We start from the raw sequence: 12,344 nt of genomic DNA, 5'->3' as shown, positions 1-12,344 counted from the left end.
CTTCTCGCATCAAGCTCAAACCCGCGCACCCGATACCGCGCCCCAGGTGGTGCGCCAGCGCTTTTTCACCATGATCAAGCCGAAGAGTCCCAGGAGCGGCAGCCCCGCGAACACGCTGAAGCCCAGAGCAAACCCGTGCTGCATATCCCAGGACCATCCCAGGGTCTTGGCCAGGAAGAATCCGCCCACGCCGCCGGCGCAGCCTACCAGCCCGGTGATAACGCCGATTTCCTTGCGAAAGCGCAGGGGCACCAGTTGGAACACGGACCCGTTGCCCATCCCTAAGGCCAGGGTGCCCACGAAGAATATGGCGACGGCGCCCCAGGCGATCGCGGGCAGTTCGAACAAACCCCAGCCGGCGACTTTCGCATTCGCGGCTTGGGCCGGCGCCGGCCCTTCCGGCATGAACGAGATGGCGAGATAGCTCAAGGACACCACGACGAACAGGAACTGCAGAGCGCGGATGCCGCCCACCCGGTCGGCCAGATAGCCACCCACGGGACGGAACATCGAGCCGGCGAACACCACGAGCGCCACCATCATGCCGGCGGCGACGCCGGAGACGTGATACCAGTTGGCGAAATAAAGGGGCAGGGCATTGCCGAGACCGACGAAGCCGCCGAAGGTGATGGAATAGAAGAACATGAACCACCAGGTGTCCGGGTCTTTCATCACCGCGGCGTAATTGGCCAGGGTGACCGGTGCGCGCTTGTCAGGGGCGTCCTTGACCAGAACGGCGTAGACGATGAGCACGACACCTAAAGGAATGAGCAGGAAACCGAACACGGCTTGCCAGCCGAAGTGTTCCGCCAGCCACGGAACGATCATGGAATCCAGCACTACGCCCATGTTGCCGGCCCCGGCGATGCCCATGACCACACCCTGATACTGGGGCGGATACCAGCGGCTGGCCTGGGGCAGGGCCACGGCGAAGCTGGCTCCGGCTACCCCTAGGAGCAAGCCCAGCAGCTCCACTTCCAGCTTGGAGTGGAGGCCGAATATGAAGACATAGCCCAGTCCCAGAATTACCAGCACCTGGGCCAGGATTCCGGTCAGCTTGGGCCCGAGGTGGTCGGCCATGGAGCCGAGGACGATGCGGAACACGGCGCCGGACAGTATGGGAATGGCGACGATGGTGAACTTCTCGCCCACCGGCAGCGCCAGGTCCTGGGTGATATACAGGGACAGGGGACCGAGCATCACCCAGACCATGAAGGAGACGTCGAAATAAAGGAATGCGGACAGCAGGGTCGGCCAGTGGCCCGCCTTGGTAAATTCTTTAACGTTCATGGAAAAGTCCTTGAAGCATCTTCCGCGTTAATCCGGTGCAAAAAAAAAGCGCCTGGCGCTCATTGTCCGAAGACGATGAGCGCAAGACGCCGTTGTCGAATTTTGGTGTGCCGTCGTTGGCGCACCAAAACAGTTGTATCTAACTGTGCACGGATGATGCCAATGCTATCGCATAGTGCAAGCTACTGATTTTTTGATCTCTCGAATGTCTCGTCGCGGGAAGGACGAAGCCGTCAACCCGAGATTGCACCAATTCGGAAAATAAGGTGCACATGGCTGGTGCGGATGCGCGAATACCGAGCGGGCCGTCTCGTGGATAGGCGTATTTCCGTGCAGTTCATCGGGCGGCTGAGCGGAGCACCGCACAGGATTGGAGCCGCCCGTTGGGATCCAGTTGTTATGCTGCCTTCCGTGCATGGCGCTCGTGCAGGAACTTCAGCACCTCGGCGCGGAGATGGTTGTATTTCGGGTCATCCGCCAAGTCCAGGCGGTTACGGGGACGCGGCAGATCGACCTTCAGGATTTCGCCTACGGTGGCGGCCGGACCGTTGGTCATCATGACGATGCGGTCGGCGAGCAGCACGGCTTCGTCCACATCGTGGGTCACCATCAGCGCGGTGCTGCCTTTCTCTTGAAGGATGCGCATCAGCTCGTCCTGCAAATTGGCGCGGGTGAGGGCATCCAAGGCGCCGAACGGCTCGTCGAGCAACAGAACTTTGGGCTCCATGGCCAGGGCGCGGGCGATCCCGACGCGCTGCTTCATCCCGCCGGATATCTCGTGAGGATGCTTGTGCTCGGCGTGACTTAAATGCGAATTAAGCGCTTTGCGGCAGGCCGTTCAACAGAAGTATAGCGGCGGCTGGCCGGCCGAAGACATGAACGAGGAGTCCCCGGTAGGAGCGGACCTTGCTGGCAGCCTCGATCCCGGTTTTCTCCTGAAGCCAGTGGAATAGCTCTTCGATAGGTTGGTGAATCCGCGACACAGCCGTTGAGAACAGCCGGTCGGCCGCATCGTCCGCCAGTCGATTCAGACGCTGTACGTAAGCCGTATAGCTCGGCAGATGGGGAAACCAATCGCGCCAATAGCGCTCGGCATGAGTATAGAGTGTCTTAATCGCGTGTTTCTTATCGACAATGCCGAACCGATAGAGCGTGATGACGCCTTCGTCCGTAAAGCTCATATCGGCATAGGGCGCAAAGCGCTAGACATGGACCCAGAGCTCCTGGCGGTAGAGCTGGCACACGGTCAGATACAGCGTGATAAGTTGTGATTGCCAGTCCATGGTTGTCTCCCGGCGGAGTGTTGCGGAATACTCCTAGAGACACCATTGGGCTGGTTCCTTCTCAGTTAGCTCGTAATTCGCATTTAAGCGCTTCAGTTCCTGAGATCGTGCGCCTTGCTGCGTAGCGGGACCGTTGTGGTGCGGAAAACGTATCCATAGGCCGCATCATTGCCTCGTTTATGCGGCAAGTAGATGATAAATATCTATTTATTGTCTATGGTACGCATAATGCTATCGACGACGAGGAATTTTCTCTAAAACTCGAGGAGCACGAACAGCGGCATTCGTTGTTTCGAGGACAAAGGCGCCCATGCTCGGTTTCGCACCGAGCATGGGCGCTTTTTTTGGATTTCGGAAGAGGAATGTCGGCATTACCTGAATACAGCCATAAAGCCTGGAGTTCGGTCACACCCATCGTTGTCGTGGGCGCGGGACCGGTCGGGGTGCATCTCGTGAACGAACTTTGCCGCCGCGATCCAGAGCGTCCGATTGTGATCTACGGCGCCGAGCGCTGGTCTCTTTACTATCGTGTTCGTCTGTCTTCGGCCTTGGCCGGGGAAACGCGGTGGGGGAACTTAGCACTACTTCGCCACTTATCTGGTGAGCTTACGCCGGAAGCGATGATGGCAGACAGGACATCTTAAGATCAGGAGCGGCTCAAGGGCGATCAGTAGCCGGCGCCGCACCATCGTCAGGCTGGGGCGGCGGCCTGTGTGCGGTGCCGCGCTTTTTTTTCCCGGCCGGCGGCTTTCAGCCGAAAGTGATGTAACTGCTCGTGGTCCGCCGACGCCAGACGTGCGGACATCGGCTGGACGCTCTTGCGCTCCCCGGGTCCAATCAGACCGCGCAGATAAACCGGTGCCCAGCGCTGCCGGGATTTATGCCCTAGCCCCTCCAAAAAGGGATCCAGCCACTCCGCCAGTTCCTGTTCCCAATTCGTATCCATAATCATACCTCGGAACAACCGGATGGTTGGACCATGAATCTGGCGAAGTAGTGATAGAGTGTATTCGACTGGGACTCAACCTCCGCCAACGATTCGGAGCAGGGCGAACCGGCGCCGGAGTTCGAATTTGACCGGGCGGTGAGCTAATAGCCGCTCTCACTCGAGCGTACCCTTTCACCCGGTTGCCGACTCGTCCCGTCGAGCCCAGCAGAGTTGTCCTTTACCGAAAACGCCGGACGGCCATCAGCATAGGCCCTTTTGACGCCACGAGTACCCGCGAATTTCGCCTGACTATCCTCGACAGCCTCGTTTTCTCGAGGCTCACCCGAGAGGCGTCGTCCCCCTGAAATGGGCAGCCAAGCCCATTGAATTTCCTATCCTTTTTACCAGGATTTGTAAGGCAAAAATTTACCGTTCATGGTGATGACGACGCGATCGCCGGCAGGGTTTTCTTCTTTGCCGACTGTCATGCTGAAATCTATCGCGCTCATGATACCGTCTCCGAATTTTTCATGAATGATTTCTTTCAAGGTTTCTCCGTAAACGCCGACGATTTCATAAAGCCGATAAATAAGCGGATCTTGGGGTATTTCGAAAGGCCATTGTTTGTAAGGAAACATTTCCAAGGCGGCTTGAACTTCAATCGGCAGTTCCAGAATGGCGCAGAGTTTTTCGGCAATGTCGTGTTTCATGCTATTCATGCCAAGACAAGCCGAGGCCAGCCAAACTTCATCGACGCCAATCTGTTCGGCAATGGCGGTCCAAGTGAGTTGTTTTTTTACTTTTGCAGTAATAATGCGGTCCGTCATTTGTTCTTTGGTTAGCAGAGAATCGGCTTTGCAAGATGACGGTGTTTGTATCGGTGTTGTTTTCATTTTAGATACCTCTATTTGTTAACTTAAATAACAAGGTAAAAACGATAATTGTCAGAATGAAGGAAACGCTTTTCCAGAAAACTACCGGATTACGTTCGATGAGCGGTGGACGGGTCTTATTCAGAAACGCTTGGTTCGGATGGCGCAGATCATAGATAAACTCGGATAATTCCTCGTAACGCTGATACGGGTTCGGATGTACTGCCTTCCTGAGCACATCATCGATCCAGGCCGGGATTTCCCGATCGTCATCGAGTACAGAGTGATAGGCCAATTTCTTTTGTGCGGCTCTGGTTCTGGCTTTGGAGACTTCGGCGCCATAAGGAAGTTTCCCCGACAGCATTTGATAAGCTATAACGCCCAGCGAAAACATATCGGAATATGTTGTCCCGCTTTCGCCTAGAAAATATTCCGGCGCGGTATATTGTGCAGTACCTAGCAGATGACTTCGCTCGATGGCTGTTGTCATCTCCATCAGGCCGGCAACTTTCGTCGAACCGAAATCAATGATCTTCACTGTGCCGGTGCTGTCGATCATGATATTGTCCGGTCTCAGGTCCTGATGCAGCATTTCCAGCCGGTGAAAAGCGCGTAATCCTTTGGCAATTTGTTCAACGATGCCACGCACGGTTTCCAGGTCCGGTTTTGCATTGTCGATCATCCACTGCGTCAATGTCTGACCATCGATAAATTCGGTAACGAGATAGAGATAGTTGCGTTTCCGCGTCTGTGTGCAGGGCTTCAGTACATACGCACTGTTGATGCGCCGAGCGATCCACTCTTCCATCAAAAATCTTTCCAAATAAGCCGGGTCACCCCGAAGATCGATCGATGGCGTTTTGATGACGACTGGCGCGCTGGTTTCATTATCCACCGCCAGATAAACGTGGCTGCGACTGCTGGCATGCACCTCCCTGACGATCTTGTAGCCATCAAAAACCATTCTGGCTTCTAATATCGGAGGGAACGGCAGTTCGGTTAACTGCTGATAGAGCTCATCTACATCCTGCTTGGGCAAGTTCTCGATTTTAACGAGCTGAGCCGTGAGGTTATCCGGACTGCCTTGCTGGTAGGCCTCGTCCACGATCGCTTTCGCAGCGGTATCCAGATCGTTTTCATGGTCTTTGATCGCATTGATGATGAAATGAGGACTGGCATATTCATAAACGCCGTCTGTCGCGAACAAAAAAATGTCGCCTTCTTCCACTTGCAATGCTTGATAATCAATTTCGAGCTGAGGATTAATCCCCAAAGCCCGACCAAGATAGCTTTTGTCCTGCGATACCCAAAACCGATGATCGTTGGTCAATTGCTCTAAGGAGTTATCATGCAATCGATAGATGCGCGTATCGCCGACGTGAAAAATATGTGCGGTGGTTGACTTGATCACCATGCCGCTTAAGGTGCACACATAACCTCTGTCTTTATCGTAACGATACTGGCTTTGCTGGGTCTGTGAATGTAACCAGGAGTTGGTCGCGATCAAAACCCGCTGTGCTGACTTCCTGACAGACCAAGCGTCTGAAGTGCAGAAATAATCCTCAAGAAAACTCCTAACAGCGGCTTCGCTGGCAATCTGGCTCACATCGCTACTGCTGATCCCGTCGGCCAGCGCAATCGCAATTCCTTTAAAGCTCAACTGGGGCTCTTTTGGTATGCAAACACCGTGAAAATCCTGATTGGTTTCCTTACGGCCTTTGTCAGAGTGCTGTCCTACGGAGATTCTTAATTGACTGGGCATTTTTGTTTTTATAGATCCGACCTGGTAAAGCTTTAAAGCCACCCGCCTTGAGCTCGTGGAAAGACTACACAGCTTCGGCAAGCTCAGCACAAACGGTTTCACGCCTCACGGGGCCGGATCAATAACGAGATTTAGGGAGCTTCAACCGTGTAGACAGCTGAAGCTCTTTCATTTTATTGCAAATTATTTGGAGCCGATCCCAGTGGGCTGGTTGCACGCCAGGCGATGATGCTGCAGGCCAAGTAGAGCATGGCAAGATCGTTATCGCCCGTTTTTCCAAGCGGATCAAAATACGGCTAAACCGATTAAGCCGGCCATAGGTCTGCCTCCCGACCCACCGTTCCGCTCCCACAACTCATCCGGAATCCGCCAGCCATCGTCCTTTATCACCAGTCTCGCTGGTCCCTCTTCACCAACTTTTCGGCATGAGAGGTCACGCGTCAGGCTGCTCTTCCTACCGAGATACGTTCCTTACTGACCCGTTTGGGCGCCGTTTTTATATGCGTGGAATACAAAGTCAGTCCGGTGAACGCGAGCCCGCCAACCAGATTTCCCACAACGGTCGGAATTTCATTCCAGATAAGGTAATCCATGATCGAAAACTTTCCGCCCATGATCAAACCTGACGGAAACAAGAACATATTGACGATCGAATGTTCGAAGGTCATCGCAAAGAAGAGCATGATTGGCATCCACATGGCGATCACCTTACCGCTCACCGAAGTGGAAATCATCGCCCCGACGACACCGGTAGAGACCATCCAGTTGCAAAGCATGCCTCTGATAAAGAGCGTCAGCATGCCTGCCGCGCCGTACTTTGCATAACCTAGCGTACGCGCTTCCCCGATACCGGCAATTTTTTGACCTACTTCATTAGGGTCTGTCGAGAAACCGAACGTGAAAACGATCGACATCATCACCGCCACGGTAAACGCCCCCAAGAAATTGCCGATGAAGACCAACCCCCAGTTCCTTAAAATACCGCCAATTGTCACCCCCGGGCGTTTATCGAGCCATGCAAGCGGCGTCAAGACAAACACCCCGGTCAGTAGATCGAAGCCCAACAAATACAGCATGGAAAAACCGACGGGGAACAACATGGCGCCAATGAGCGGAGAGCCCGTCTGTACGGTCATTGCAACCGCAAACACCGCAGCCAATGCCAGGATGGCGCCGGCCATATACGCTCTGATCACCGTATCCCTGGTTGACATGAATACTTTCGATTCACCTGCATCTACCATCTTGGTGACAAATTCTGACGGGACTAAATAAGACATATTTTTTTCCTCTAGCTCAATTATTAGTACAGGTCGCTCAATGAAGAACTACTGAGGCAAAAAAAAAAGCGCCATAACCCTAAAGGGGTTAAAGCGCCGTTGCTTAATAAACCTCAGCTCGATATAAGCGTATTTTGTGCCAAGTTTCGTTATTCTGGCTAAGTTTTTGATAAATATTGGTGATTGCCTTATTTTGTGCGGCTTGGAATAGAACAAAAGATATCGTGTGAACTAACATGGTGCACAGCGGAACAGGGGGGCATACGGGGTCTGCTCTCAGGAATTTCGCCTGACCATCCTCGACAGCCTTGTTTTCTCGAGGCTCACCGCTTGATCGCGGGTGCATATGGGGCTGGTCCCACATTCCAACATGCCCTGGAGCAGAATGGGGGGCCTGCGGCTGCTGGCCTCGGTTATATAAAGAGGTGGCCTACGCCTGAGCCGGCGGGGTCGGGAAGGGGAAGGAAAGCGGCACCTTGAGCCGCCGCTTTCCTTTTGCGCGGGTTTTCAACCTTCGGCTTTCCCGTTCCCATCCGTCTGGGAACGAGCGAAAAGGCTATTCGGCAACGTCATCGCGTTGCGCTCCGTGCGAGCTACTCACCGCCCTTGCAGTGTCCGGCGTGGCGGTCCCTCAGCATGACCTATTTCATCAATCGTGATCGCATTCCGCCAGGAAAGTGAGCAACTGCTCGCGCAACTCGTAGTAGTTCGGATGTTCCAGCAGCATCTTGCGGGTGCGTGGACGCGGCAGATCGATCTCGAGGATCTTGCCGACTTTCGCGTTCGGCCCGTTGGTCATCATCACCACGCGGTCGGCGAGCAGAATCGCCTCGTCCACATCGTGGGTCACCATGATGGCCGTCAGCTTGGTGCGGGTCCACACATCCATCAGCACTTCCTGCAAATCCCATCGCGTGAGCGAATCGAGCATGCCGAAGGGCTCGTCCAGCAGCAGCAGCTTGGGCGAGAGCGCGAACGCCCGGGCGATGCCGACCCGCTGTTTCATGCCGTTGGAAAGTTCGCTGGCTTTCTTGTCTCTGGCGTCGGATAGATCGACGCGGCTGAGATAATGCTCGACGATGTCGATGCGTTCCTTCTTGCTGGCGTGGGGATAGACCTGTTCGACGCCGAGACAGACGTTCTCGAAAGCGGTGAGCCAAGGCACCAGGCTCGGGGCCTGGAACACGATGCCGCGATCGGGGCCGGCGGTGACGACTTCCCGCCCGTCCAGGACGATGCCGCCCTCGCTGATATCGTTGAGACCTGCCACCATGGACAGCACGGTCGATTTGCCGCAGCCGGAGTGGCCGATGATGGAAATGAACTCGCCTTTGCGGATTTTGAGATCGAAGCCGTCGACAACCTTGATGGGACCTTTGCGGCTAGGATAAATCTTGGAGACGCGGGAGAACTCCACGTAGCGCTCCAAATTGGCTTTTGCCGGAACCGCCTTGACGTTGGCCGCCTGGTGCTCGCGTGCGGTGTTGGGGAGGACCGGCGGCAGGCTGACGATATTGTCGGAGGCGGCAATATCCCGCTCATGGCTGATCTGCATGAGATATTGGGTCACTTCTCTCCGGATACGCTTGAATTCCGGCGAGTGGTTGATGGCCTGGCGGTCGCGCGGACGGGGCAGGGCAACCTTGAATTCCGGTCCCAAGGTCGCATTCGGGCCGGGCTTCAGCGGAATGATGCGATCCGCCATGATGATGCCTTCGTCCACATCGTTGGTGATGAGCACGACGGTCTTCTTTTCCTGGCTCCAGATGCGGATGATTTCGTCCTGGAGCTTGGAGCGCGTCAGCGCATCCAAAGCGCTCAACGGTTCGTCGAGCAGCAGAATCTCCGGCGAGGCCGCCAGCGCGCGCGCCACCGACACCCGCTGACGCATGCCGCCGGAGAGTTCGGCGGGACGCTTGTCCATGGCAGGGGTGAGATTCACCATGGCGACATATTTCTCGACCCGCGCCGCCCGTTCCGCTTTGGGCGCATCCTTAAATACCTGATCGACCGCCAGCGCCACGTTTTGGCGCACGGTCATCCAGGGCATCAGCGAATAGCTCTGGAACACCACGCCGCGGTCTGGGCCCGGCCCGTCGATCGGCTTGCCGTTGCACAGCAGTTCGCCGGCATCGCCCTCAAGGAGACCGGCCATGAGCGAAATCAGGGTGGTCTTGCCGCTGCCGGAAAACCCGACGATAGCGACGAACTCCCCTTCCTCGATCCGAAGGTTGATGTCCTTCAGCACTTCGGTCCGCTGCGCACCGGTGCCGTAACCCTTGCCGACGCCTTTCAGTTCCAGCGAGAGCGCACGGGGCGCCCGTACCTCGGGCGGTTGGTTCTCGAAGTCGTTGGTGTAGATGCGTTGCTGACTTAGCATGTCGATCTCCTCAACTCGAGCGTTCGCCGAAGCTGACCAGTTGCTGCAGGGTTTGCATGATGCGGTCGAGCAGGAAGCCGACGAAGCCGATGGTGAATACGGCCACCATGATGCGCCCCAGCGACTGCGAACTGCCGTTCTGGAACTCATCCCACACGAATTTTCCGAGACCGGGATTCTGCGCCAGCATTTCCGCCGCGATCAGCACCATCCAGCCCACCCCAAGCGATAGGCGCAGCCCGGTAAAGATGAGCTTGAGCGAGGATGGAATGACGATCTTCATGACCTTGGTGCGGGTCGAAAGCCGCAGCACCTTGGACACGTTGATGAGGTCCTTGTCGATGGAGGCGACGCCCACGGCGGTGTTGATCAGGGTCGGCCAAAGTGAGCACAGGGTCACGGTGATGGCCGAAATGATGAAGGATTTCTCGAACATCGGCGTGCCGGTGGTCACGTACAGCGCACTCACCACCAGCGTCACGATCGGTAGCCAGGCCAGTGGTGATACCGGCCGGAAGATTTGGATCAGCGGATTGATCGCGTTCTGGAAGGATTTGCTCAGCCCGCACAAAATTCCCAACGGCACGGCGACCAGGGTCGCCATGGTAAATCCGGCGAACACCGTATAAAGACTGGTGAAGATCTGATCCAGGTAAGTCGGTTTGCCCGTGTACGGCAGAGGTGTAAACTCCTGGCCTGGATTTTCCGCTAGAAACCGCTCCTTGCGCCGTTCCTGGCGTTCGTAGAACGCCGCCTCTCGCTCTCGCTCCGCGACGTGCTCCTGATACAGGTTGCCGGCCTGCTCCCACACCGCCGCGGGACCCGGCAATTCCCCGAGCGAAGTTTTGATCCCACCGGCGCCAACGTGCCAGAGCACCAGAAAAATGGCGATACCGAACAAGGACGGCCAGTTGTCGTGAAAGATAGCCGACAGTTTCGAATCCCCGGTGCCGTTGGCCTGTGTCAGAGTGCTCAATCGTTGCAGTAATGTTTGTGCCGTCATGTTGATCCTCCCTGTCGGAGAGCCCGTGTAGCGCAAGGGCCCGCCGACGTGACTGAATGAAGAACGACTCGCCGGTTACGGCTTCTCGTTGCCTTTGAGGCCGATCTTGAACTGTTTCAGGTAATCGTTGGGTTTGCGTCCATCGTAGACGATGCCGTCGATGAAGCCCTTCTGCGGACCCTTGAAGCCGGTCTCCTTGGCGAAATCCGGGAAATCCTGAGGGCTAAGCTTGCCTTCGGCGATCAGTTCCTTGGCCGCGATGGCGTAAATGTCCGGACGGTAGATTTTCTTCGCCATCTCCATGTACCAGGAATCGGGCTTGGGTTCGGGAATCTGGCCCCAGCGGCGCATCTGGGTGAGATACCAGATGGCGTCGGAGTAGTATGGATAGGTCGCGTTATAGCGGAAGAACACGTTGAAATCGGGTGCCTCGCGCTTGTCGCCCTTCTGGTACTCGAAGGTGCCGGTCATGCTGTTGGCGATCACCGCCTCGTCCGCGCCCACGTAATTCGGACGCGAGATGATCTTCACCGCCTCGGCGCGGTTCTTGTTGTTCTCCGCGTCCAGCCAATACCCGGCGCGGATCAGCGCCTTGACCACGCGGATGTGGGTGTTCGGGTTGGCTTCCGCCCAGGCTTTGGTCACGCCGAACACCTTCTCCGGATTGTTCTCCTGCACTTCGTAGTCGGTGGCCACCGGCACGCCTATGCCCTTGAACACCGCCTGCTGGTTCCACGGTTCGCCCACGCAATAGCCATCGATGGTGCCCGCTTCCATGGTGGCCGGCATCTGTGGCGGCGGCGTCACGGACAACAACACATCTGCCTTGAGCGTGCCGCTGATGTCGCCCTTGGTCGGAGAGTAATAGCCCGGATTCATGCCGCCGGCCGCGAGCCAATAGCGCAGCTCGTAATTGTGGGTCGACACCGGGAACACCACGCCCATTTTGAACGACTTGCCTGTCTTCTTGTAACCGTCGACGACGGCCTTGAGGTATTTGGGGTCGATCGGATGCACCGGCTTGCCATCCTTCATCGGCAGCTTCTTCTTGAGTTCGTCCCACACCGTATTGGAAACGGTGATGCCGTTGCCGTTGAGATCCATGCTGAAGGCGGTGATGACGTCGGCCTGGGTGCCGAAACCGATGGTGGCGCCGATGGGTTGCCCGGCCAGCATGTGGGCGCCGTCCAGTTCACCCGAGATCACCCGGTCGAGCAGCACTTTCCAGTTGGCCTGCGCCTCCAGCGTGACGGACAGGCCCTCGTCCTCGAAGTAGCCATTCTCGTAGGCAATCGCCAATGGCACCATGTCGGTCAGCTTAATGAAGCCGAACTTGAGCGAGGTTTTTTCCGGTTTGCCGACGTCCGCCTGTGCGTCATGCGAACCAATGGGTATCAACCCGCAGAGCCCAACTGCCACCGCAACGCCGGCCACCCGTTGCAGAAACCGGCGTCTACGGACGCCGTCCTTTTGGACCCCCTCTCCTAGTACAGCCTTCTTGTCTCGCATCGTCATGCTCCAGATTTAAAGTTGATGGAAAAACAAA

The 12,344-nt window shown here is 56.2% G+C and carries 9 protein-coding genes and 2 pseudogenes; 1 reads left to right on the top strand and 10 read right to left on the bottom strand.

Annotation, left to right across the window (positions count from 1 at the left end; genetic code table 11):
- Window positions 1-15: 15 nt before the first annotated feature.
- The 3 genes and pseudogenes from VEB01_RS13945 to VEB01_RS13935 form a co-directional block, all read right to left on the bottom strand.
- A complete protein-coding gene (locus VEB01_RS13945) occupies window positions 16-1,290 on the bottom strand; it encodes an MFS transporter (RefSeq protein WP_324876417.1) in 1,275 nt (424 codons plus the stop codon).
- A 397-nt stretch (window positions 1,291-1,687) separates the two neighbouring features.
- Window positions 1,688-2,080, bottom strand: a pseudogene (locus VEB01_RS13940) (ABC transporter ATP-binding protein); the annotation flags it as partial.
- 25 nt (window positions 2,081-2,105) lie between these two features.
- A complete protein-coding gene (locus VEB01_RS13935; RefSeq protein ID WP_324876416.1) occupies window positions 2,106-2,471 on the bottom strand; it encodes a hypothetical protein in 366 nt (121 codons plus the stop codon).
- A gap of 281 nt (window positions 2,472-2,752) precedes the next feature.
- On the opposite strand from VEB01_RS13935, the gene VEB01_RS13930 reads away from it, so the two are divergent.
- Window positions 2,753-3,217 (top strand): hypothetical protein, encoded by a 465-nt coding sequence (locus VEB01_RS13930; RefSeq protein WP_324876414.1) that lies wholly within the window; start codon window positions 2,753-2,755, stop codon window positions 3,215-3,217.
- 113 nt (window positions 3,218-3,330) lie between these two features.
- On the opposite strand, the pseudogene VEB01_RS13925 reads toward VEB01_RS13930, so the two are convergent.
- The 7 genes and pseudogenes from VEB01_RS13925 to VEB01_RS13895 all read right to left on the bottom strand — a co-directional run.
- Window positions 3,331-3,525, bottom strand: a pseudogene (locus VEB01_RS13925) (transposase); the annotation flags it as partial.
- A gap of 377 nt (window positions 3,526-3,902) precedes the next feature.
- Window positions 3,903-4,394 (bottom strand): cyanase, encoded by a 492-nt coding sequence (cynS, locus tag VEB01_RS13920; RefSeq protein ID WP_324876412.1) that lies wholly within the window; start codon window positions 4,392-4,394, stop codon window positions 3,903-3,905.
- 1 nt (window position 4,395) lies between these two features.
- Window positions 4,396-6,135, bottom strand: a complete 1,740-nt coding sequence (locus VEB01_RS13915) for a bifunctional protein-serine/threonine kinase/phosphatase (protein WP_324876454.1) — start codon at window positions 6,133-6,135, stop codon at window positions 4,396-4,398.
- A gap of 440 nt (window positions 6,136-6,575) precedes the next feature.
- Window positions 6,576-7,415, bottom strand: coding sequence for a formate/nitrite transporter family protein (locus VEB01_RS13910; RefSeq protein ID WP_324876410.1), 840 nt, complete (start codon window positions 7,413-7,415; stop codon window positions 6,576-6,578).
- 649 nt (window positions 7,416-8,064) lie between these two features.
- On the bottom strand, window positions 8,065-9,795 hold the full coding sequence (locus VEB01_RS13905; RefSeq protein WP_324876408.1) for an ABC transporter ATP-binding protein: 1,731 nt from the start codon (window positions 9,793-9,795) through the stop codon (window positions 8,065-8,067).
- A 10-nt stretch (window positions 9,796-9,805) separates the two neighbouring features.
- Window positions 9,806-10,798: an ABC transporter permease gene (locus VEB01_RS13900; RefSeq protein ID WP_324876407.1), complete on the bottom strand. Its 993-nt coding sequence runs from the start codon at window positions 10,796-10,798 to the stop codon at window positions 9,806-9,808.
- 75 nt (window positions 10,799-10,873) lie between these two features.
- Complete coding sequence (locus VEB01_RS13895; protein WP_324876405.1) at window positions 10,874-12,307, bottom strand: CmpA/NrtA family ABC transporter substrate-binding protein; 1,434 nt, start codon at window positions 12,305-12,307, stop codon at window positions 10,874-10,876.
- Window positions 12,308-12,344 lie beyond the last annotated feature (37 nt).

The sequence above is a fragment of the Methylocaldum sp. genome, assembly GCF_035627495.1.
Taxonomy (GTDB): domain Bacteria; phylum Pseudomonadota; class Gammaproteobacteria; order Methylococcales; family Methylococcaceae; genus Methylocaldum.
This window is presented reverse-complemented; position numbering and strand designations above follow the sequence as displayed.

Excerpts from the sequence above, each read along its gene's own strand:
- VEB01_RS13935 (WP_324876416.1), bottom strand. The coding sequence starts at position 2,471 with ATGAGCTTTACGGACGAAGGCGTCATCACGCTCTATCGGTTCGGCATT.
- VEB01_RS13905 (WP_324876408.1), bottom strand. The coding sequence starts at position 9,795 with ATGCTAAGTCAGCAACGCATCTACACCAACGACTTCGAGAACCAACCG.
- VEB01_RS13945 (WP_324876417.1), bottom strand. The coding sequence starts at position 1,290 with ATGAACGTTAAAGAATTTACCAAGGCGGGCCACTGGCCGACCCTGCTG.
- VEB01_RS13910 (WP_324876410.1), bottom strand. The coding sequence starts at position 7,415 with ATGTCTTATTTAGTCCCGTCAGAATTTGTCACCAAGATGGTAGATGCA.
- VEB01_RS13930 (WP_324876414.1), top strand. The coding sequence starts at position 2,753 with ATGCGGCAAGTAGATGATAAATATCTATTTATTGTCTATGGTACGCAT.
- VEB01_RS13895 (WP_324876405.1), bottom strand. The coding sequence starts at position 12,307 with ATGCGAGACAAGAAGGCTGTACTAGGAGAGGGGGTCCAAAAGGACGGC.
- VEB01_RS13900 (WP_324876407.1), bottom strand. The coding sequence starts at position 10,798 with ATGACGGCACAAACATTACTGCAACGATTGAGCACTCTGACACAGGCC.
- VEB01_RS13915 (WP_324876454.1), bottom strand. The coding sequence starts at position 6,135 with ATGCCCAGTCAATTAAGAATCTCCGTAGGACAGCACTCTGACAAAGGC.
- cynS (WP_324876412.1), bottom strand. The coding sequence starts at position 4,394 with ATGAAAACAACACCGATACAAACACCGTCATCTTGCAAAGCCGATTCT.